The following is a 20,534-nucleotide window of genomic DNA, read 5'->3' as shown; positions in this document are numbered from 1 at the left end:
TGGGCGCGGGGTGGTCAGTGGCCCAGGAGGTGGGTGAAGGCTTGGGCTCGGCGTGCGGGGCGGTTCGTGCGGGACTCCGCCTCGTCCGCCGAGAACATGACCTTCAGGCCGGCGTTGACGGCTAGCCAGCGCAGGGGTTCCGGTTCCCACTTCGGGGAGCGGTGGTTGACCCAGGGGAGGGTGGTCAGGCCGGTCTGCTCGCCGCGGATCAGATCGGCCAGGGTACGGCCGGCCAGGTTGCTGGTGCCCACGCCGTCGCCGACGTAGCCGCCGGCCCAGGCCAGCCCGGTCGACCGGTCGAGGCCCACCGAGGCGGCCCAGTCCCGGGCCACGCCGAGCGGCCCGCCCCAGGTGTGCGTCACGGGCACGTCCGGCCCGAGCACCGGGAAGAGTTCGCCGAGCACCCGCCGCAGCGCCGCGAAGACGCGGGGCTCCCGGTCGAAGTCGGGGCGGACCCGGGAACCGTAGTGGTAGGGAGCACCCCGCCCGCCGAACGCGAGCCGGCCGTCGGCGGTGCGCTGGCCGTAGATGATGACGTGCCGGTAGTCGGAGAAGGTCTCCCGCTCGGCCAGCCCGATCTCCGCCCAGGTCGCCTCGGGCAGCGGCGCGGTGGCCACCATGAGCGAGTAGACCGGCGCCACGGCCCGCCGCTGGCCGGGCAGGGCCGGGGTGAAGCCCTCGGTGGCCCGGACCACCACGGGTGCGCGGACCACGCCGGCCGGGGTCACCGCCGCCCCGGGGCGCAGGGCGGTCACCGGGGTGCGCTCGAAGACGCGTACGCCCCGGCGCTCCACGGCCGCGGCCAGGCCCCGGACCAGCTTCGCCGGGTGCACGGCGGCGCAGTGCGGGGTGTACGTGCCGCCGCGTACCCCGTCGGCGTGGCAGCGGGCGGCGGCCTCGGCGGCGTCGAGCAGCACCAGGTCGGCGGCGGCGAGCCCGTGTTCGCGGGCTTCCGCGACGGCGGCCCGGGCCCGGCCGAGCTGCACGTCGGTGCGGGCCAGCACCACCGTGCCGCCGGCCGTCCAGTCGCAGTCGATGCCCTCGGCGGCGACCACGCGGCCGACCTCGCGGACCGTCTCGTGCATGGCCCGCTGCATGGCGAGCGCCCGGTCCCGGCCGTGCCGGCGGGCCAGCGCCGGCAGGGAGGTGGGGAAGAGGGCGGAGCACCAGCCGCCGTTGCGGCCGGAGGCGCCGTAGCCGGCGATCTCCTTCTCCAGCACGACGATCCGCAGGGTCGGGTCGGCCACGGCGAGGTAGTAGGCCGTCCACAGCCCGGTGTAGCCGGCGCCGACGATCACCACGTCGGCGTCGGTGTCGCCGGGCAGGCCGGGGCGCGGGGTCAGCGGCCCGTCCACGCTGGACAGCCAGTACGACAGGTCCTGGTAGCGCATCACCACTCCGGTGGGGGCAGGTCGTGGCGCAGCCGCGGGTCGGGCTGCGGGGTCCCGTACGTCTCGACGACCGGCACCACCCCGGCCCACACCGGCCGGTCGAGGTCGTCCTCGGGGTCGTCGGGTGGGCCGGCGCTGATCTTCACCGAGCACTCGTCCAGCGGCAGGGCGAGGACCAGCGTGGCGGCCAGCTCGCGGGCCGAGGGCGGCCGGATCTTCGCCCAGCGGCCGGGGAGCAGGTGCTCGGAGAGGCGGTGCAGCGCCGCCGCCTTCGCCTCACCGGTGAGTGCGGTGAGGGTGCCGAGCACCATGGCGCAGCGGTAGTTCATCGAGGACTCGAAGGCGCTGCGGGCCAGCACCAGCCCGTCGAGCAGGGTGACGGTCAGGCAGGCCGGGGCGCCGGCGGCGAGGTGCCGGAACAGCCGGCTGCCGGTCGAGCCGTGCACCAGCACCCGCTCGCCGTCCCGGGCGTACGCGACCGGCAGCGCGTACGGCTGGCCGCCGTCGGTGACGGCCAGGTGCGCGACGCGGCCGGCGTCGAGGACGGCGTGCAGCGCCGCCCGGTCGTGGACGGCGAGGTCGGGCAGCCGGCGTACCCGGGTCCGGTCGGTGCCGCCGACGGCGGTCGCGGGTTTGGCGGCGGTGGGCGCGGTCCGGTCCCCGACGGTGCGGGGCCGGTCCCCGGTGTCCCGGGAACCGGCCTCGTCCGGGCCGCCGGTCAGAGGCGCGACCATGCCTCGGTCAGCACGGCGCGCAGGATCTGCTCGATCTCGTCGAACTGCTGCTGCTGGGCGATCAGCGGCGGGGCGAGCTGGATCACGGGGTCGCCCCGGTCGTCGGCGCGGCAGTAGAGCCCGGCCTGGAAGAGCGCGGTGGAGAGGAAGCCGCGCAGCAGCCGCTCCGACTCGGCGTCGTCGAAGGTCTCCCGGGTCGTCTTGTCCTTGACGAGTTCGATGCCGTAGAAGTAGCCGTCGCCCCGGACGTCGCCGACGATCGGCAGGTCGTTGAGCTTCTCCAGGGTGGACCGGAAGGCGCCCTCGTTGGCCCGGACGTGGCCGACCAGGTCCTCCCGGGCGAAGACCTCCAGGTTGGCCAGGGCCACCGCGCAGGAGACCGGGTGCCCGCCGAAGGTCACCCCGTGGGCGAACATGCCGGTCTCGGTGAGGAACGGCTCCATGAGGCGCTCGCTCGCGATCATCGCGCCGAGCGGGGCGTAGCCGGACGTGATGCCCTTGGCGGTGGTGATGATGTCCGGCTGGTAGCCGTAGCGGACGGCGCCGAAGTACTCGCCGAGCCGGCCCCAGGAGCAGATCACCTCGTCGCTGACCAGCAGCACGTCGTACGCGTCGCAGATCTCCCGGACGCGCTCGAAGTAGCCGGGCGGCGGCGGGAAGCAGCCGCCGGAGTTCTGCACCGGCTCCAGGAAGACGGCGGCGACGGTGTCCGGCCCCTCCCGCTCGATGGCCCGGCCGATCTCCTCGGCGGCCCAGCGACCGAACGCCTCGGGGTCGTCGCCGTGCTCGGGGGCGCGGTAGAAGTTGGTGTTCGGCACCTTGATGCCGCCGGGCACCAGCGGCTCGAAGTCGCTCTTGATGCCGGGCAGGCCGGTGATCGACAGCGCGCCCATCGAGGTGCCGTGGTAGGCGATGTAGCGGCTGACCACCTTGTACTTGTTCGGCTGGCCGGTGCGCTTGAAGTAGGCCCGGGCCAGCTTCCACGCGGCCTCGACGGCCTCGGAGCCGCCGGTGGTGAAGAAGACCCGGTTCAGGTCGCCCGGTGCCAGCGCGGCGATCTTCTCGGCCAGCTCGACGGCCTTGGGGTGGGCGTACGACCACAGTGGGAAGTAGGCCAGTTCGCCGGCCTGCTTGGCGGCCGCCTCGGCGAGCTCGGTCCGGCCGTGGCCGGCGTTGACGACGAAGAGCCCCGCGAGTCCGTCCAGGTAGCGGCGGCCCTGCGAGTCCCAGACGTACGCGCCCTCGCCGCGCACGATGGTCGGGACCTCGCCGGCGGAGTAGCTGGCCATCCGGGTGAAGTGCATCCAGAGGTGGTCGGTGGCGTTGGCCATGTCAGCCCCATCGGGTCTCGGGCCGGTCAGGGGTGACACCGGCCGCTCTGCCCACGGTTATCCCACAACCAATGCCGATCACGCAAGCGTCGGAGGCAAACGACAACGGATTCAGCGAGCCGTGTTTGTCACGGCAACGGAATCCGTATCAGGCCGTTCCCCAGCTGTAGGTCTGCTTGCGCAGCTTGAGGTAGACGAACGCCTCGGTGGAGACCACGCCCGGCACCCCGCGCAGCTTCTGGAGGATCTCCAGCAGGTGCTCGTCGTTGCGGCAGACCACCTCGGCCAGCAGGTCGAACGACCCCGCGGTGATCACCACGTAGTCGATCTCCTCGAACTCGGCCAGCCGGTCGGCGACGCTCTCCAGGTCGCCGTCGGTCCGCAGGCCGATCATGGCCTGGCGGGGGAAGCCGAGCTGGAGCGGATCGGTCACCGCCACGATCTGCATGACCCCGGCGTCGAGCAGGCGCTGCACCCGCTGCCGCACCGCCGCCTCGGAGAGGCCGACCGCCTTGCCGATGGTCGCGTACGGGCGCCGCCCGTCCTCCTGGAGCTGCTCGATGATCTGCTTGGCCACGTCGTCGAGCAGAGCGTGGCTCGCGCCTTCACGCACGGTCACGCGACGGCTGCCGTTGCCGTTCTCCAATTGCCGGTTGGCCATCGTCCGCTCCCCAAGTCCGAATCCTCGTGCTGAGCGTAGTGCCCCGCGCAGTCTGGCGTATTTCGTGGTCCTTCGCTATTCCCGCAACGGAATCCCTTGTAAGGGAGGTCACCTCATGTCAGGATCAGTCGTCCATCGCCACTGACCCTCCCGCCGGCGCGTCACCCCCGTCCCGCCGCCGACGCTGACCCCCCGAGGAGTCGTCACATGCGTAGTCCCCTCCGGCACCTCACACGGCGCGGTCTGCTCACCGGGACCCTGGGCTCGGCCACCCTGCTCGCCACGGCGGGCACGCTGGCCGGCTGCGGCACCAAGGGCGCACAGCAGACCGAGGCCGGTTGCAAGAGCGACGACCTTTCCGCCACGGAGAAGAAGCTGGCCTTCTCGAACTGGCCGCAGTACATGGACGTGGACGAGAAGGACGAGTCCAAGCGCCCCACCCTGGACGCGTTCATCGCGAAGTCCGGGATCCAGGTGACGTACACCGAGGACGTCAACGACAACAACGAGTTCTTCGGCAAGGTGCAGAACCAGCTCGCCGGCTGTCAGACCACCGGCCGCGACATCATGGTCCTCACCGACTGGATGGCCGCCCGGATGATCCGGCTCGGCTGGATCCAGAAGCTGGACAAGGCGAAGCTGCCCAACGTCGAGGCGAACCTGCTGCCCTCGCTGCGCGGCCGCTCCTTCGACAAGGACAACCAGCTCGCCATCCCGTGGCAGTCCGGCCTGGCCGGGCTCGCGTACAACGCCAAGGTGGCCAAGGAGATCCGCACGGTCGACGAGCTGCTCACCCGCCCCGACCTCAAGGGCAAGGTGACCGCGCTGTCGGAGATGCGGGACACCATGGGCCTGCTGCTCCAGTCGAACGGCCACGACCCGGCCAACTTCACCCCGGCGCAGTTCGACGACGCGCTGAACAAGCTGAAGAAGGCCGTTGACTCGAAGCAGATCCGCAAGTTCACCGGCAACGACTACGCCCCCGATCTGGCCAAGGGCGACATCGCCGCCTGCGTCGGCTGGTCCGGAGACGTGATCCAGCTCGGCTTCGAGGACGAGAAGATCAAGTTCGTGGTGCCCGAGTCCGGCGTGATGCTCTGGTCGGACAACATGCTGGTGCCGAACAAGGCCGGCCACAAGGCCAACGCCGAAGAGCTGATCAACTACTACTACGACCCGGCGGTCGCCGCGAAGCTCGCCGCCTACGTCAACTACATCTGCCCGGTCACGGGCGCGCAGGCCGAGATGGAGAAGATCGCCCCGGACCTGGCCGCCAACCCGCTCATCTTCCCCGACGACGCGATGCTGTCGAAGTCCAAGGTCTTCATGGCCCTGGACGAGAAGCAGGAGAAGGAGTACGAGACCAAGTTCCAGCAGGTCATCGGGGCGTGAGGACAATGGGAGACGAGACACCGGCCGGCGACCTGCGGCTGGCCAACCTGACCAAGCGGTTCGGCATCTTCACCGCGGTGGACGACCTCAGCCTCACCATCCCGCAGGGCTCGTTCTTCGCCCTGCTCGGGGCATCCGGCTGCGGCAAGACCACCACCCTCCGGATGATCGCCGGGCTGGAGGAACCGACCAGCGGGCAGGTGCTGCTCGGTGACCGGGACATCGCCGGGCTGCGGCCGTACAAGCGGCCCGTGAACACGGTGTTCCAGAGTTACGCGCTCTTCCCGCACCTCGACATCCACGAGAACGTGGCCTTCGGGCTGCGGCGGCGCGGCATCCGCAAGGTCACCGACCAGGTCGAGCGGATGCTCGCCCTGGTGCAGCTCGAAGGGTACGGGCGGCGAAAGCCGGCCCAGCTCTCCGGCGGCCAGCAGCAGCGCGTGGCGCTGGCCCGGGCGCTCATCAACCACCCGCAGGTGCTGCTGCTGGACGAGCCGCTCGGCGCGCTCGACCTCAAACTGCGCCGGCAGATGCAGATCGAGCTGAAGCGGATCCAGACCGAGGTCGGCATCACCTTCGTGCACGTCACCCACGACCAGGAGGAGGCCATGACCATGGCCGACACGGTCGCGGTGATGAACGCCGGCCGGATCGAGCAGCTCGGCGCCCCCGCCGACATCTACGAGTACCCGGCCACCGCCTTCGTGGCGAACTTCCTCGGCCAGTCCAACCTGCTGGCCGGCGAGGCCGCCGGCCACAGCGGCGACGACGTGGCGGTCACCGCCCACGGCGCGCGCTTCTCGGTGCCCGCCGACCGGGCCCGGACCGACCAGGGGACGGTCTTCCTCGGGGTACGTCCCGAGAAGCTGCACCTGGTCAGCGGCCCGGACGAGGTGCCCGCCGGCCACCAGCACGTCGGCGGGGTGGTCACGGACGCCTCGTACGTCGGGGTGAGCACCCAGTACCTGGTGCGCACAGCGTGGGGCAGCGAGCTGTCCGCGTTCGCCGCGAACAGCGGGGCCGGCGGGCGGCTGCCCGTCGGCGCCCCGGTGACCGCGCACTGGGACCCGCGGCACGCCTTCCTGCTGCCCCGGGCCGCCGGGGAGGACGACCAGACCAGCCCGGTGCTCGACGAGCCCCCGGTCGGTGCGCTGTCATGAGCGCCCTGGCCCACGTACCGACCCCGGCCGGGCAACCGGCCGCGCCGCCGGGGGTCCGCCGGGGGCGGCGCAGGCTGCTGCCGTACCTGCTGCTGCTGCCCGGCGCCGCCTGGCTGCTGGTCTTCTTCGTCCTGCCGCTGCTCCAGCTCGCCGCCGCGAGCCTCTACGACCCGAGCGGGTCGCTCTCCACCGGGTACGCCATGACCGGGGAGGTCGGCAACTACTGGGTCGCGCTGCAGGCGTACTGGCCGCAGTTCGCGCGGTCGTTCGCCTACTCGGCGATCGCGCTGGTGCTGGCGCTGCTCATGGGCTACCCGCTGGCGTACGCGATCGCGCAGAAGGCCGGCCGGTGGAAGAACCTGCTGCTGGTCGCGGTGGTCGCGCCGATGTTCACCAGCTTCCTGGTCCGCACCCTGGCCTGGAAGACCATCCTGTCCGACAACGGCGCTCTGGTCGGCCTGCTGCGCGACGTGCACCTGCTCGGGGCCGACGGCCGGCTGCTGGCCACCCCGTTCGCGGTGGTGCTCGGCCTGACGTACAACTTCCTGCCGTTCCTGGTGCTGCCGCTGTACGCGAGCCTGGAGCGGCTCGACCCCCGGCTGCTGGAGGCGGCGAGCGACCTGTACGCGAGCCCGCTGCGCGCCTTCCGGCGGGTCACCCTGCCGCTGTCGATGCCCGGGCTCATCGCCGGCACGCTGCTCTTCTTCATCCCGGCCACCGGCGACTACATCAACGCCGAGCTGCTCGGCACTCCGAACGAATACATGATCGGCAACGTCATCGACTCGGCGTTCCTGGTCCGGCTGGACTACCCGCAGGGCGCGGCGCTGTCGTTCCTGCTCATGGCGGCGATCCTGGCGATCGTCTTCGTCTACCTGCGCAGGTCCGGCACCGAGGAGGTGTTGTGATGCGACGTTGGCTCGCCGACCGGTGGGTGATGGGCGTGGCGCTGCTCGTCCTCGGCTACCTGTCGCTGCCGATCATCGTGGTCGCCGGGCTCTCCTTCAACCGGCCGTCGAGCCGGCTGTCCTACGACTTCAACGAGTTCACCCTCGACAACTGGACCCACCCCTGTGCCACGTCCGACATGTGCGACGCCCTGGTGCGCAGCATGGAGATCGGTCTGATCGCCACGGTCGTCTCCACCATCCTCGGCACGCTCATGGCGTTCGCCCTGGTCCGGCACGGCTTCCGCGGGCGGTCCGGGATCAACGGCCTGATCTTCCTGCCGATGGCCACCCCCGAGCTGGTGATGGGCACCTCGCTGCTCGCCCTCTTCGTGGCCGCCGGGGTGCCTCAGGGCTTCTGGACCATCGTCATCGCGCACGTGATGTTCTGCGTGTCGTTCGTGGTGGTGACCGTGAAGGCCCGGCTCGCCGGCATGGACCGGCGGCTGGAGGAGGCCGCCATGGACCTCTACGCCAGCGAGTGGCAGACCTTCCGCCGGATCACGCTGCCCCTGGTGCTGCCCGGCATCGTGGCCGCCGCGCTGCTGGCCTTCTCGCTGAGCTTCGACGACTTCATCATCACGAACTTCAACGCCGGCACCACGGTCACCTTCCCGATGTACGTCTGGGGCGCCGCTCAGCGGGGCATCCCGCCCCAGGTCAACGTCATCGGCACGGCGATGTTCGCGATCGCGCTGCTGCTGGTCGGCGCCAGCTCGCTGCGCGGCCGGCGGGCCCGGCGCGCCGCCCTCGCGGCACCCGTCGCCGCCGTCGGCGCTCCCACGAGCGCGTCATGACACTCCCGCATACCGGCCGGGCGCTGGCCGACGCCGCGCCCGTCCCGTACTGGCTCGACCGGCCGGACCGCCCGGACCCGCTGCCGCCGCTGGCCGGCGCCCACGACACCGACCTGCTGGTGGTCGGCGGCGGGTACTCCGGGCTCTGGACCGCGCTGCTGGCCAAGGAGGCCCACCCCGACCGGGACGTGCTCCTGGTCGACGCGGGCACCTGCGGCTGGGCGGCGTCCGGGCGCAACGGCGGGTTCTGCGCCGCCTCGCTCACCCACGGCCTCGCCAACGGGGCCGAGCGGTGGCCCGGCGAGATCGCGGAGCTGGAACGGCTCGGCCGGGAGAACCTGGACGCCATCGCCGCCACCGTGGCGAAGCACGACATCGACTGCGACTTCGAGCGCACCGGGGAGCTGGCGGTCGCCGTCGAGCCGTACCAGCTCGCCGGCCTCGCCGAGGACGCCGACCTGGCCCGCCGGTACGGCCACGACGTGCGGCTGCTCGACCGGGACGAGGTGCGCGCCGAGGTGGCCTCGCCGACGTACCTCGGCGGGATGTGGGACCGGGACCGGGTGGCCCTGCTCGACCCGGCGAAGCTCGCCCGGGGGCTGCGCCGCGCCGCCCTCGACCTGGGGGTCCGCATCCACGAGCACACCCGGGTCACCGGGCTGGCCCGCGACGGCGGCGCGCTGCGCGCCGCCACGGCCGGCGGCCCGGACGCCGCACCCGGGGCGGTGCGGGCCCGGCAGGTGGTGCTGGCCACCAACGCGTTCCCGCCGCTGCTGCGCCGGCTGCGCGCCTGGCTCGTGCCGGTCTACGACTACGCCCTGATGACCGAGCCGCTGACGCCCGCCCAGCGGGACGCCATCGGCTGGCGCAACCGGCAGGGGCTGGCCGACACCGGCAACCAGTTCCACTACTACCGGATCACCGCGGACGGCCGGATTCTGTTCGGCGGCTACGACGCGGTCTACCACTACGGCAATCGGATGGCCCCGGAGCTGGAGCAGCGCGAGGCCACCTTCGCGGCCCTGGCGTCGCACTTCTTCACGACGTTCCCCCAGCTGGACGGGCTGCGGTTCAGCCACCGCTGGGGCGGCGTCATCGACACCTGCACCCGGTTCTGCGCGTTCTTCGGCACCGCCTACGAGGGGCGCCTCGCGTACGCGGCCGGGTTCACCGGGCTCGGCGTCGGGGCCACCCGGTTCGGCGCCCGGGTGATGCTCGACCTGCTCGGCGGGGAGGAAACCCCGCTCACCCGGCTCGACCTGGTCCGCCGCAAGCCGCTGCCGTTCCCGCCGGAGCCGATCCGGGCCACCGGCATCCACCTCACCCGCTGGTCGCTCGCCCGCGCCGACGCGCGGGAGGGGCGGCGCAACCTCTGGCTCCGTACTCTCGATCGTCTTGGACTGGGGTTCGACTCCTGATGCGTATCCTCCTCGTCGGCGCCGGTGGCGTCGGCTCCGCCGCCGTATCCATCGCCGCCCGCCGCTCCTTCTTCGAGACCATGGTGGTCGCCGACCACGACCCCGCCCGCGCCGCGCGGGCGGTCGCCGGCCACGGCGACCGGTTCGTCGCCGCGACCGTCGACGCGTCCTCGGCGGAGGCCGTCGCCGCGCTGTGCCGGGAACACCGGATCACCCACGTGCTGAACGCGGTCGACCCGCGCTTCGTCATGCCGATCTTCGACGGCGCGTTCGCCGCCGGGGCCGACTACCTGGACATGGCCATGTCGCTGTCCCGGCCGCACCCGGACGCGCCGCACGCCGAGACCGGGGTGAAGCTCGGCGACGAGCAGTTCGCGGTGGCCGCCGCCTGGGCGGAGGCCGGCCGGCTGGCGCTCTGCGGCATCGGCGTCGAACCCGGTCTCTCCGACGTCTTCGCCCGCTACGCCGCCGACGAGCTGTTCACCGAGATCGACGAGATCGGGGTACGCGACGGCGCCAACCTCACCGTCGACGGCTACGACTTCGCCCCCTCGTTCTCCATCTGGACCACCATCGAGGAGTGCCTGAACCCGCCGGTCGTCTGGGAGGCCGAGCGGGGCTGGTTCACCACCCCGCCATTCTCCGAGCCCGAGGTGTTCGAGTTCCCCGAGGGGATCGGCCCGGTCGAGTGCGTCAACGTGGAGCACGAGGAGGTGCTGCTCATCCCGCGCTGGGTGAAGGCAGAGCGGGTCACCTTCAAGTACGGCCTCGGCGACGAGTTCATCGAGGTGCTGAAGACCCTGCACAAGCTGGGCCTGGACTCGACCCGCCCGGTGCGCGTCCGCGGCGTCGAGGTCTCCCCGCGCGACGTGGTGGCCGCCTGCCTGCCCGACCCGGCCACCCTGGGCGACCGGATGCGCGGCAAGACCTGCGCCGGCACCTACGTGACCGGCACCGGGCCGGACGGCCGGCCGCGGCGGGTCTACCTCTACCACGTGGTCGACAACGAGTGGTCGATGGCCGAGTACGGCCACCAGGCCGTGGTCTGGCAGACCGCGGTCAACCCGGTCGTGGCCCTGGAACTGCTGGCCACCGGGACCTGGTCCGGCACCGGCGTGCTCGGACCGGAGGCGCTGCCCCCGCGGCCCTTCCTTGACCTGCTCACCGGCTACGGCTCCCCGTGGGGAATGGAGGAGCGGTGACCCGCTACGGCCCGATGTACGGCCCCGACGTGACGTTCCTCGGCGTGCCGCCGTGCACCCTCGAAGAGCCGGTGACGTACGCCGACGCCGACGTCGTGATCGTCGGTGCGCCCTTCGACGGCGGCACCTCGCACCGGCCGGGCACCCGGTTCGGCCCGTCCGCCATCCGCCAGGCCTGCTACCTGCCGCACGACGGCTCCCGACCGTCCCTGGCCCTGCGGGTGGACGCGCTGCGGGACCTGTGCGTCTACGACGCCGGTGACGTCGAGATGTTCTCCGGCGACATCGAGCGCTCGCTGGGCGCGCTGGAAACCGCCGTGCACGCGGTCGCCGCCGCCGGGGCGATCCCCATCGTGCTCGGCGGCGACCACTCGATCGCGCTGCCGGACGCCACCGGGGTGGCCCGGCACCACGGGCTCGGCCGGGTCTCCCTCGTGCACTTCGACGCGCACGCCGACACCGGGGACATCGAGTTCGGCTCGCTGCACGGGCACGGCCAGCCGATGCGCCGGCTCATCGAGTCCGGCGCGGTACGCGGTGACCGCTTCCTCCAGATCGGCCTGCGCGGCTACTGGCCGGGACCCGAGACGCTGTCCTGGATGGCCGACCAGCGGATGCGCTCGTACGAGATGACCGAGGTGGTGGCACGCGGCCTCGACGAGTGCCTTTCAGAGGCGTTCGGCATCGCCACCGACGAGTGCGAGGGCGTCTTCCTCTCCGTCGACGTGGACGTCGTCGACCCGGGCATGGCACCCGGCACCGGCACCCCCGAGCCGGGCGGGTTCACCTCCCGGCAGCTCCTCGACGCGGTCCGCCGGGTCTGCTACGAGCTGCCGGTGGTCGGCGTGGACGTGGTCGAGGTCGCCCCGCCCTACGACCACGCCGACATCACCGCGTACCTCGGCAACCGGGTGGTGCTGGAGGCCCTGTCGGCGATCGCCCGCCGCCGCCGCGACGCCGCCGGCGGCGACCCCTGGAACCCCAGCCAACCCCTCCTCGACGCCCGCTGACCGTCAGCGCCGGGGGCAGTGTGCGACGAGGCGGAGTGGTTCGGTGGTCTCGGTGAGTGAGTTGGGCTCGACGACGAGGCGGGCCGTGGCCGTGGCGGGCCCGCCACGGAAGGCACCCCGGTCGGCCGGAATCGTCGCTGTCCAGGTGCCGGAGGTCCGGTCGTCGGTGCACGCCCCGATCACGCCGAACCCGAAACCGGTGATCGAACCCCGGCGGGCCCGCTGGTCGAGGTGGACCTCGATGTACGCGAGGCCCCGCTCGGCGCCGCAGGCGTACCGGCCGCCGATGGTGGCCGTGTGCGCGGGGACGTCGGCGGCGCCGTACCAGTTGACGGAGATCCTCGGTGCCGGGGCGGCGACGGCGGCGCCGGGCGCGAGGCCGAGCGTGGCGGCCGTGGCGAGGGTGGCGAGGCCGGCGGCGAGCAGGGGCTGTCGGACCGGGCGCATGCGCGGGCTCCTGTCTGGCGGTGGTGGGATACTGCTCCGACGTGGACCGGCGTCAGCATCCCACCGGCGCGGCGCCCGCAAGCTGGAAGATCTCGGACAGTCAGCGGGCCAGCTGGGAGCGGATGAGGAAGCGGACGCCCTCCGGGGCCTCCAGGGAGAAGCCGCTGCCCCGGCCGGGCACCACGTCGACCGTGAGCCGGGTGTGTTTCCACAACTCCCACTGGGCCGTCGACATCCAGAACTCGACCGGCTCGGGCACCCCGTCGACCTCGAGCGAGGCGAGCAGCACGTCCGAGCCGCCGGTGCGGAACTCGCCGGCCGGGTAGCACATCGGGGCGCTGCCGTCGCAGCAGCCACCGGACTGGTGGAACATGATCGGCCCGTGGGCCGCCCGCAGCGACCGGATGAGACCGGCCGCCGCGGGCGTCAGGGTGACGGGGTCGCCCATCAGAAGAAGCCCAGCTTCTTGGGGGAGTAGCTGACCAGCAGGTTCTTGGTCTGCTGGTAGTGCTCCAGCATCATCTTGTGGTTCTCCCGGCCGATGCCGGACTGCTTGTACCCGCCGAACGCGGCGTGCGCCGGGTAGGCGTGGTAGCAGTTGGTCCAGACCCGACCGGCCTGGATGGCCCGCCCGGCCCGGTACGCGGTGTTGATGTCCCGGGTCCAGACACCCGCGCCCAGGCCGTAGAGGGTGTCGTTGGCGATCTTCACGGCGTCGTCCAGGTCGGCGAAGGAGGTCACCGAGACCACCGGACCGAAGATCTCCTCCTGGAAGATCCGCATCGAGTTGTCGCCCTCGAAGATCGTCGGCTCGACGTAGTAGCCGCCGGACAGCTCGCCGCCGAGGTCCGCCCGCGACCCGCCGGTCAGCACCTTCGCGCCCTCCTGCCGGCCGATGTCCAGGTAGGACAGGATCTTCTCGAGCTGGTCGTTGGACGCCTGCGCCCCGATCATCGTGTCGCTGTCCAGGGGGTGGCCCTGCTTCACCTGCTCGGTGCGGGAGACCGCCCCGTCCAGGAAGTCGGAGTAGTGGCCCTGCTGGATCAGCGCCCGCGACGGGCAGGTGCAGACCTCGCCCTGGTTGAGCGCGAACATCGTGAAGCCTTCGAGTGCCTTGTCGAAGAAGTCGTCGCGGGACGCGCTGACGTCGTCGAAGAAGATGTTCGGGCTCTTGCCGCCCAGCTCCAGGGTGACGGGTCTGATGTTCTCGCTGGCGTACTGCATGATCAGCCGCCCCGTGGTGGTCTCGCCGGTGAACGCCACCTTCGCGACCCGGGCCGAGGAGGCGAGCGGCTTGCCCGCCTCGACGCCGAAGCCGTTCACCACGTTGACCACGCCGGGCGGGAGCAGGTCGGCGACCAGCGAGAGCAGGTGGTGGATCGAGGCGGGGGTCTGCTCGGCCGGCTTGAGCACCACGGCGTTGCCGGCGGCGAGCGCCGGGGCGAGCTTCCAGACCGCCATGAGGATCGGGAAGTTCCAGGGAATGATCTGCCCGACCACGCCGAGCGGCTCGTGGAAGTGGTACGCCACCGTGTCGTCGTCGAGCTCGCCGAGCGAGCCCTCCTGGGCCCGGATCGCCCCGGCGAAGTAGCGGAAGTGGTCGATGGCCAGGGGGATGTCGGCGGCCAGGGTCTCGCGTACCGGCTTGCCGTTCTCCCAGGTCTCGGCGATGGCGAGGGATTCCAGGTTCTCCTCCATGCGGTCGGCGATCCGGTTGAGGATGAGCGACCGTTCGGCGACCGAGGTGCGGCCCCAGGCGTCGGCGGCGCCGTGCGCCGCGTCGAGCGCCTTCTCCACGTCCTCGGCGGTGCCCCGGGCCACCTCGCAGAAGGTCTGCCCGGTCACCGGGGTGGGGTTCTCGAAGTACCGGCCGCCGTGCGGCTTCACGTACTCGCCGCCGATGAAGTGGTCGTAGCGGGACTGCCAGTGGGTGGGGGCGTCGTAGCGCGTCACGGGTACCTCCGCCGTCCGTGGGGGTGGATGGCGGAGGACGTTAGTTCCCGCGACGTTGCAGCAACGTTGCGCGCGGCAGGTCGTACTCCTCGGCGAGCTGGCGGGCCCGGGCCAGGGCGAGCGGCCGGCGCGGCGCGCCCGGCGGCAACGCCCGCGCCAGGGCCTGCCAGGCGACGAGGTCGTCGGCGCCGGTGGGCGTCGCGGTCCAGGCCGCGAGCAGCGCCGGGTCCGCGGCGGCCAGCACGGCCGCGCGGAGCTGGCCGTCGACCAGCCGCCGCAGTCGCGCCACTCCCGGCGCGTCCGACCCGGGCAGCACGGGCCCGGGGTACGCCCGCAGCGCCCCCGCCGCGTCGCCGCGTTCGAGCAGTTCGGTGACGGTACGGAAGTCGGCGCGCACGGTCGGCCGCAGCCGGTAGGGGCGGGAGTCGAGCAGTTCGTCGCCGAGGGCCCGGCGCAGCCGGGACAGTTCGGCGCGCAGGGTGACCGGGTGCAGCCGGTCGTCGCCGTAGAGGTCGAGGCCCAGCTGTTCGCCGGTGCGCCCCTCGGGGTGGTCGAGGAGCAGCACCAGCAGCTCACTGTGCCGCCGGCCGAGCCGGATCCGTCTGCCGCCGACGCGCAGTTCCGCCTCGTCCCGGCCGAGCGCGGCGACGTGCGCCACGTCGGGTTCGGCGGGGGCGGCGCCGGCCAGGAACGCCTCGGCGGCGCGGGCGGTGGCCCGGACCAGGGCCAGGCTCTGCGGGGTGGCCAGGTGGTCTCCGCCGGTGATGTCGACGGCGCCGAGCAGCCGGCCGGTGGTCGGGTCGTGGATCGGGGCGGCGGCGCAGGTCCAGCGCTGCACCGGCCGGACGAAGTGCTCGGTGGCGAAGATCTGGACGCTGTGGTCGACGGCCAGTGCGGTGCCGGGCGCGTTGGTGCCGGCGTGGGCCTCGTCCCAGCGGGCGCCGGGCACGAAGTTCATCCGCTCGGCGTGCCGGAGCACGCCGGGGTGCCCCTCCACCCAGAGGAGCCGCCCGTCGGCGTCGCAGACCGCCATGAGGTGCGCGCCGTCGAGCGCGATGCCGCCGAGCAGGTCGCGGAAGAGGGGGAGCACGCGGTTCAGGGGGTGGGCGGCGCGGTAGCTCGCCAGCGCGTCGTCGGTGAGGTCGACCGGGGCGGTGGCCTCGGGGTCGAGCAGCGCGGACCGTTCCCACGACCGGCGGACCACGTCGCGGACCCGGCCCGTGGTGGTGCCGGCGGTGAGGAACGCTTCGTGGGCGGCGCCGACCTGCGCGATCCGCTCGGCCGGATCGGCGCCGAATTCCAGGGCGAGCCACGGGTCAGCCATCGGCGACCTCCTCGCGCCCATGGTGACCCAGCTCACCGCCGATCGCCAAGCCGCCGCCCAACTTGTCATTGACAAGTTGTGGTGCGGCACGCAAACTTGACATTGACAAGATACGATCGGGAGGTCGGGATGGAACTCGCGACGGTCCGCAGGATGTGGCAGCTCATCGAACCCGTGCACGCGCTGGTCTACTACGCGCCCGAGCTGACCGAGGAGGCCGCCGGGCTCGGCCTGGCCACCGACGAGCGCTGGCCCGGCTATTTCGCGCTGCGCAGCGCCCCGCTCGGCGCGGCCGGCCCGAACCTGGTCGCCGCCACCTACTACAGCTTCAGCCCTCGGATGGTCGCCGGGTACGTGCCGGCCGTCTGGGCCGCCGCCGACCCCGCGAAGGTGCTCGCCGCCCGGCTGTCCGGCGTGGACCGGGCGCTGCGCGCCCTGCTCGGCGACCGGGTCGACTCGCCCGAGCTGGCCGAGGCCGCCACCCTGGCCCGCCGCGCGGTGCGCGCCGCCGACCTGGGCGGCCGTCCGCTGGCCGCCGCCAACGCCGACCTGCCCTGGCCGGACGCGCCGCACCTGGCGCTCTGGCAGGCGGCCACGATCCTGCGCGAGCACCGGGGCGACGGCCACATCGCCGCGCTGCGGACCGCCGGGCTGGACCCGGCCGAGTCACTGGTCTCCTTCGCCGCGGTCGGCGCCGCCCCCGTGGAGGTCTTCGCGAGCCGGCGGTGGACCGCCGACGAGTGGGCCGCCGCCCGCGACCGGCTGGCCGCCCAGGGTCTGGTCGACGGCGACGGGGTGGCCACCGAGGCCGGCCGCCGGCTCCGCGACGAGGTGGAGCGGCGGACCGACGAGCTGGCCGCCGCGCCGTGGCGGGCGCTCGGACCGGCCGTCGGCCGGTTCGCCCAGCTCGTCGCCCCGGTCACCCAGGCCGTGGTGGCCACCGGCCTGCTGCCGGCACAGAGCACCCTGGGGATCACGCGCCCGCAGTGATCCGGCTCACACCGCAGCCGCGGGTGGCCCCTCCGGCCCGGACGAACGCCCCAGACGGCACGACGGGCACCGCCCCCGGCCCGCCGGCGTGGAGGATTGCTCCGGCGGCGCTTACGGAACCCTTATCTCCTGCCTGGGACCGTATGCGGGACGGACGAGGAGCACGGGGGAGCGGACAGCGGTGCGGGTGTTGGTGGCGGACGACGAGCGGTTGCTGGCGGACACGGTCGCCGAGGGGCTGCGTCGGTTCTCGATGGCGGTCGACGTCTGCTACGACGGCGACGGCGCGCTGGAGCGGATCGGGGTCAACCGGTACGACGTGGCCGTGCTGGACCGGGACATGCCCGGCGCCACCGGCGACGAGGTGTGCCGCAGCCTGGCCGGCTCCGACGCGGGCACCCGGGTGCTGCTGCTCACCGCCGCCGCCGGCATCCGCGACCGGGTGGCGGGCCTCGGGCTGGGCGCCGACGACTACCTGACCAAGCCGTTCGCCTTCGCCGAGCTGGTGGCCCGGGTGCAGGCGCTGGGCCGGCGGTCCGCCCCGGCGGTGCCGCCCGTGCTGGAACGGCACGGGGTGGTGCTCGACGTGGCCCGGCACACGGTCACCCGGGACGGGCGACCGCTCGGCCTGAGCCCCAAGGAGTTCGCCGTCCTGCACGTGCTCATGCGCGCCGGCGGCCGCGTGGTCAGTGCCGAGGACCTGCTCGAACAGGCCTGGGACGAGTTCGCCGACCCGTTCACCAACGCGGTCCGGGTGACCGTGATGACCCTGCGCAGGAAGCTCGGCCAGCCGTCGGTCATCCACACCGTGCCGAAGGCCGGCTACCGGATCGGCGAGCCGGAATGAGCCCCCGCCGTCGTGTCCTCCTGGTCGGGGTGCTCGCCCTGCTCGTCGGCTACTGGCTGCCCGGCCTGGGCAAGTGGCTGCTCGGCCAGGTGTGGTGGCGGACCCAGCAGTTCTGCGACGTACCGACGGTCGGCGTGGTCTGCGAGCCGGCCCGTCCGTTCGTCCCGCTGCTTCCCGGGCTGGCCGAGTTCGTGGTGCTGCTGGCCGGTGGCGTCGCGGTCTGGGGCGCCGCCCGATGGTGCCTGCGCCCGGTGCGCGACCTCGCCGACCCGATCGCCGACCTCGGGCCGCAGAACCTCGGGCACCGGATCCGCCGCGGCGGCCGCGACGAGCTGGGCCGGCTGGCACGCGCCATCGACGACATGATGGACCGGGTCACGGCCGGCTACGAGGGGCAGCGGCGGTTCGCCGCGAACGCCTCCCACGAGCTGCGTACGCCGCTGGCGGTGCAGCGGACGCTCATCGAGGTCGGCATGGCCCAGACGCTCACCGGCGAGCAGCTCGACCTGCTCACCGCCCAGCTGCTGGCCACCAACGAGCGCAACGAGCGGCTCATCGAGGGCCTGCTCGCGCTCAGCGAGAGCGACCAGGGGCTGCGCTCCTCCACCCCCCAGCGCCTCGACGAGATCGTCACCACGGTGCTGGCCGCGTACGCGGACCGGGCGGCCGAGGCCGGGGTGACGGTGGAGAGCCGGCTGGCGCCCCGGGTCGTGCCGGGCGAGCGGGTGCTGCTGGAACGCCTGGTCAGCAACCTGGTGGAGAACGCCATCAAGTACAACCGGCCGGACGGCCGGCTCACCGTGACCGTCGGCGGTGACCCGGCGCTGACCGTCACCAACTCCGGCCAGGCCGTGCCGGGCGAGGCGGTCGCCGGCCTCTTCGAACCCTTCCGGCGCCTGGCCCGGGACCGGACCAACCAGGGCGGCGGCGCCGGGCTCGGCCTGGCCATCGCCCGCTCGATCACCCAGGCGCACGACGGCATCATCGCCGCCCGGCCCGGCGAGGACGGCGGCCTGCGGGTCGACGTCCAGCTACCCGCCGTGCGCTGACCCACCCTTCCGACCTCCGGGAGCCGCCCTCGCGGCATCCCGCGATGCCACCTGCCCGAAAAACGACCGACGGCGTGCGACGCCGGGAGAGGAGACCGCTGTGCCGACGCGTACCGATCGGGTCGCGACCCCGGCCGGCCGGGTGGTCTGGGCCGACGTGGCCAAGGGCGCCTGCATCATCCTCGTGGTGCTCTGGCACGTCATCGTCAAGCACTACCTGCTGATCGACTGGCGGATCGACCTGCCCGTGCCGGGCGCCTGGGGGTTGCTCGGCGAGCAACTGCTCCCGCTGCGGATGCCGCTCTTCTTCACCCTCTCCGGGATCTTCGCGGCGAACGCCGTCGCCCGGCCGTGGCGCGTCGCCGGCCGCCCCCGGATCGCCCGGAACCTCCACCTCTACGCCACCTGGCTGCTGATCCACACCGCCCTGCTGGCCCTCGTGCCGGGCTTCCCGACCGACCGGGCCACCAGCCTCGGCGGCCTGCTCGCCCAGCTCACCGTGACGCCCTCCAACCTCTGGTACCTGTACGCGCTGGCGCTCTACTTCGCGCTGGCCAAGGCGCTGCGCCGGGTCCACCCGGCGGTGCTGCTGGCGGTCTCGGGCGCGCTCTCCGCCGTGGCGGCCACCGGCCTGCTGGACAGCCCGGGCAACCGGGGGCAGGTCTACCAGAACCTGGTGTTCTTCCTGGCCGGCGTGCACCTGCGGCCGCACCTCCAGCGCTGGGCGGCCGGCGCGAGCGCCCGCCGCCTGGCCGGGACCGCGACGGCGTACGCCGTGGCGCTGGCCGCCATGGCGCTGGCCGGCGCCGACGGCTGGCCCGGCGTCCGGCTGCTGGTGTCGGTCGTCGCGGTGGCGTTCGGCGTCACGGCCGCGGCCCGAGCGGCCCGGCTGCGGGTGGTCGGCGGGGCGCTCGCCCGGCTCGGCCGCCGGACGCTGCCGATCTACGTGATCCACATGCCGGTGCTGGCCCTGCTGCACCGGCTCCTCGCCGGCCCGGTCGCCGACCTGAACCGACCGGGGCGGGCGCTGCTGGTGGCCGGCTACCCGGTCCTGCTCACCGCCGTGGTGCTGGCGCTCAGCCTCGCCGTCCACCGCGGACTCACGGCGGCCGGCGCGCACTGGCTGTTCGACCTGCCGCGCCGCGCCGGCACCGACCACAACCGAGAAGGAGAGACCATGTCCCCCAGCCACGCTCCGGCCCTGCCGGACCGGGCCCGCGTCGAGGAGGCCGCCTGGTGGCTGTCCGGCCGGGTGGTGCGTACGCCCGTGCTGAACTGCCCGGCGATCGACCGGCTGGCCGGCGCCCGGATCCTGCTCAAGGCCGAGAACCTCCAGACCGGAGGCTCCTACAAGATGCGCGGCGCGATGCTGGCGGTGGGCCGGCTCGCCGCGGACGGCCACACCGGCGTGGTCGCGCAGAGCACCGGCAACCACGCGGTGGCGGTGGCCCTCGCCGCCCGCCGGCACGGGCTGGCCGCGACCGTGGTGCTGCCGGTCGACGCGGCGCCGGTCAAGGTGGCCCGGGCCCGCGAGGCCGGGGCGCGGGTGGTCCTCGCCGGCACCACCGTCGAGGAGCGGCTGGCCGTCGCCCGGCAGGTCGCCGACGCCGACGGTCACCCGCTGGTCGACGCGTACGACCACCCGGACGTGGTGGCCGGCCAGGGCAGCGCCAGCCTGGAGCTGATCGAGGAGGCGGAGCGCGCCGGCACCCCGCTGGACGCGCTGGTGGTGCCCGTGGGCGGTGGCGGCGGCGTCGCCGGGGCCTGCCTGGCCGCCGCCGGGACCCCGATCGAGGTGTACGGCGTCGAGCCGGTCGGCTGCGACTCGCTGGCCCGCAGCCTCGCCGCCGGCCGCCCCGGACGGCTCGACGAGCACCTTCA

Annotated in this window: 19 protein-coding genes; 11 read left to right on the top strand and 8 right to left on the bottom strand. The window is 73.2% G+C overall.

Annotated elements, in window-relative coordinates; translation table 11 throughout:
- Positions 1–14: 14 nt before the first annotated feature.
- The 4 genes from F8274_RS20615 to F8274_RS20600 all read right to left on the bottom strand — a co-directional run bounded on the left by F8274_RS20615 (position 15) and on the right by F8274_RS20600 (position 4,117).
- Complete coding sequence (locus tag F8274_RS20615) at positions 15–1,391, bottom strand: FAD-binding oxidoreductase (RefSeq protein WP_192579907.1); 1,377 nt, start codon at positions 1,389–1,391, stop codon at positions 15–17.
- Entirely contained in the window at positions 1,391–2,125 is a 735-nt protein-coding gene (locus F8274_RS20610; RefSeq protein ID WP_151464015.1) for a pyridoxamine 5'-phosphate oxidase family protein, read from the bottom strand. The genes F8274_RS20615 and F8274_RS20610 overlap by 1 nt, the downstream gene beginning before the upstream one ends.
- The gene (locus F8274_RS20605) at positions 2,110–3,456 is read right to left on the bottom strand and encodes an aspartate aminotransferase family protein (RefSeq protein ID WP_151464014.1); all 1,347 of its coding nucleotides are present in this window, start codon (positions 3,454–3,456) and stop codon (positions 2,110–2,112) included. The genes F8274_RS20610 and F8274_RS20605 overlap by 16 nt, the downstream gene beginning before the upstream one ends.
- A gap of 148 nt (positions 3,457–3,604) precedes the next feature.
- Positions 3,605–4,117 (bottom strand): Lrp/AsnC family transcriptional regulator, encoded by a 513-nt coding sequence (locus tag F8274_RS20600; RefSeq protein ID WP_151464013.1) that lies wholly within the window; start codon positions 4,115–4,117, stop codon positions 3,605–3,607.
- Between the two features lie 207 nt (positions 4,118–4,324).
- Here F8274_RS20600 and F8274_RS20595 point away from each other — a divergent pair, with 207 nt between their 5' ends.
- The 7 genes from F8274_RS20595 to speB are packed head-to-tail and all read left to right on the top strand — an operon-like array spanning position 4,325 to position 12,043.
- Positions 4,325–5,509: a spermidine/putrescine ABC transporter substrate-binding protein gene (locus F8274_RS20595; RefSeq protein WP_151464012.1), complete on the top strand. Its 1,185-nt coding sequence runs from the start codon at positions 4,325–4,327 to the stop codon at positions 5,507–5,509.
- 5 nt (positions 5,510–5,514) lie between these two features.
- Complete coding sequence (locus F8274_RS20590) at positions 5,515–6,669, top strand: ABC transporter ATP-binding protein (protein WP_151464011.1); 1,155 nt, start codon at positions 5,515–5,517, stop codon at positions 6,667–6,669.
- Positions 6,666–7,577: an ABC transporter permease gene (locus F8274_RS20585; RefSeq protein WP_151464010.1), complete on the top strand. Its 912-nt coding sequence runs from the start codon at positions 6,666–6,668 to the stop codon at positions 7,575–7,577. Before F8274_RS20590 ends, F8274_RS20585 begins: the two co-directional genes overlap by 4 nt.
- Complete coding sequence (locus F8274_RS20580) at positions 7,577–8,413, top strand: ABC transporter permease (protein ID WP_151464009.1); 837 nt, start codon at positions 7,577–7,579, stop codon at positions 8,411–8,413. The genes F8274_RS20585 and F8274_RS20580 overlap by 1 nt, the downstream gene beginning before the upstream one ends.
- Positions 8,410–9,831, top strand: coding sequence for an FAD-binding oxidoreductase (locus F8274_RS20575; RefSeq protein ID WP_151464008.1), 1,422 nt, complete (start codon positions 8,410–8,412; stop codon positions 9,829–9,831). Before F8274_RS20580 ends, F8274_RS20575 begins: the two co-directional genes overlap by 4 nt.
- The gene (locus F8274_RS20570) at positions 9,831–11,033 is read left to right on the top strand and encodes a saccharopine dehydrogenase family protein (RefSeq protein WP_151464007.1); all 1,203 of its coding nucleotides are present in this window, start codon (positions 9,831–9,833) and stop codon (positions 11,031–11,033) included. Before F8274_RS20575 ends, F8274_RS20570 begins: the two co-directional genes overlap by 1 nt.
- A complete protein-coding gene (gene speB / locus F8274_RS20565) occupies positions 11,030–12,043 on the top strand; it encodes an agmatinase (protein WP_151464006.1) in 1,014 nt (337 codons plus the stop codon). The genes F8274_RS20570 and speB overlap by 4 nt, the downstream gene beginning before the upstream one ends.
- A 3-nt stretch (positions 12,044–12,046) precedes the next feature.
- On the opposite strand, the gene F8274_RS20560 is transcribed toward speB, so the two are convergent.
- The 4 genes from F8274_RS20560 to F8274_RS20545 form a co-directional block, all read right to left on the bottom strand.
- A complete protein-coding gene (locus F8274_RS20560; RefSeq protein WP_151464005.1) occupies positions 12,047–12,490 on the bottom strand; it encodes a hypothetical protein in 444 nt (147 codons plus the stop codon).
- 100 nt (positions 12,491–12,590) lie between these two features.
- On the bottom strand, positions 12,591–12,938 hold the full coding sequence (locus F8274_RS20555; protein WP_151464004.1) for a DUF779 domain-containing protein: 348 nt from the start codon (positions 12,936–12,938) through the stop codon (positions 12,591–12,593).
- Positions 12,938–14,443, bottom strand: a complete 1,506-nt coding sequence (adh, locus tag F8274_RS20550) for an aldehyde dehydrogenase (RefSeq protein WP_151464003.1) — start codon at positions 14,441–14,443, stop codon at positions 12,938–12,940. Before adh ends, F8274_RS20555 begins: the two co-directional genes overlap by 1 nt.
- A 40-nt stretch (positions 14,444–14,483) precedes the next feature.
- On the bottom strand, positions 14,484–15,767 hold the full coding sequence (locus F8274_RS20545; RefSeq protein ID WP_151464002.1) for a GAF domain-containing protein: 1,284 nt from the start codon (positions 15,765–15,767) through the stop codon (positions 14,484–14,486).
- 129 nt (positions 15,768–15,896) lie between these two features.
- On the opposite strand from F8274_RS20545, the gene F8274_RS20540 reads away from it, so the two are divergent.
- From F8274_RS20540 to F8274_RS20525, 4 genes are all read left to right on the top strand, one after another.
- Complete coding sequence (locus F8274_RS20540) at positions 15,897–16,757, top strand: hypothetical protein (protein WP_151464001.1); 861 nt, start codon at positions 15,897–15,899, stop codon at positions 16,755–16,757.
- A gap of 181 nt (positions 16,758–16,938) precedes the next feature.
- Positions 16,939–17,604 (top strand): response regulator transcription factor, encoded by a 666-nt coding sequence (locus F8274_RS20535; RefSeq protein WP_151464000.1) that lies wholly within the window; start codon positions 16,939–16,941, stop codon positions 17,602–17,604.
- A complete protein-coding gene (locus F8274_RS20530) occupies positions 17,601–18,653 on the top strand; it encodes a HAMP domain-containing sensor histidine kinase (RefSeq protein WP_151463999.1) in 1,053 nt (350 codons plus the stop codon). The genes F8274_RS20535 and F8274_RS20530 overlap by 4 nt, the downstream gene beginning before the upstream one ends.
- 100 nt (positions 18,654–18,753) lie before the next feature.
- On the top strand, positions 18,754–20,534 hold a 1,781-nt coding region (locus tag F8274_RS20525; protein WP_151463998.1), incomplete at its 3' end, for a pyridoxal-phosphate dependent enzyme.

This window comes from Micromonospora sp. AMSO31t (assembly GCF_008868175.1).
GTDB lineage: Bacteria > Actinomycetota > Actinomycetes > Mycobacteriales > Micromonosporaceae > Micromonospora.
Note: the sequence above shows the minus strand (reverse complement) of the source record. Positions and strands in the feature narration are given on the sequence as shown.

Bases quoted from the DNA above. Each gene is read 5' to 3' on its own strand.
- F8274_RS20545 (WP_151464002.1), bottom strand. From the start codon at position 15,767: ATGGCTGACCCGTGGCTCGCCCTGGAATTCGGCGCCGATCCGGCCGAG.
- F8274_RS20590 (WP_151464011.1), top strand. From the start codon at position 5,515: ATGGGAGACGAGACACCGGCCGGCGACCTGCGGCTGGCCAACCTGACC.
- F8274_RS20570 (WP_151464007.1), top strand. From the start codon at position 9,831: ATGCGTATCCTCCTCGTCGGCGCCGGTGGCGTCGGCTCCGCCGCCGTA.
- F8274_RS20595 (WP_151464012.1), top strand. From the start codon at position 4,325: ATGCGTAGTCCCCTCCGGCACCTCACACGGCGCGGTCTGCTCACCGGG.
- F8274_RS20605 (WP_151464014.1), bottom strand. From the start codon at position 3,456: ATGGCCAACGCCACCGACCACCTCTGGATGCACTTCACCCGGATGGCC.
- F8274_RS20555 (WP_151464004.1), bottom strand. From the start codon at position 12,938: ATGGGCGACCCCGTCACCCTGACGCCCGCGGCGGCCGGTCTCATCCGG.
- F8274_RS20610 (WP_151464015.1), bottom strand. From the start codon at position 2,125: ATGGTCGCGCCTCTGACCGGCGGCCCGGACGAGGCCGGTTCCCGGGAC.
- F8274_RS20540 (WP_151464001.1), top strand. From the start codon at position 15,897: ATGGAACTCGCGACGGTCCGCAGGATGTGGCAGCTCATCGAACCCGTG.
- F8274_RS20580 (WP_151464009.1), top strand. From the start codon at position 7,577: ATGCGACGTTGGCTCGCCGACCGGTGGGTGATGGGCGTGGCGCTGCTC.
- F8274_RS20575 (WP_151464008.1), top strand. From the start codon at position 8,410: ATGACACTCCCGCATACCGGCCGGGCGCTGGCCGACGCCGCGCCCGTC.
- F8274_RS20530 (WP_151463999.1), top strand. From the start codon at position 17,601: ATGAGCCCCCGCCGTCGTGTCCTCCTGGTCGGGGTGCTCGCCCTGCTC.
- F8274_RS20585 (WP_151464010.1), top strand. From the start codon at position 6,666: ATGAGCGCCCTGGCCCACGTACCGACCCCGGCCGGGCAACCGGCCGCG.
- F8274_RS20560 (WP_151464005.1), bottom strand. From the start codon at position 12,490: ATGCGCCCGGTCCGACAGCCCCTGCTCGCCGCCGGCCTCGCCACCCTC.
- F8274_RS20600 (WP_151464013.1), bottom strand. From the start codon at position 4,117: ATGGCCAACCGGCAATTGGAGAACGGCAACGGCAGCCGTCGCGTGACC.
- F8274_RS20615 (WP_192579907.1), bottom strand. From the start codon at position 1,391: ATGCGCTACCAGGACCTGTCGTACTGGCTGTCCAGCGTGGACGGGCCG.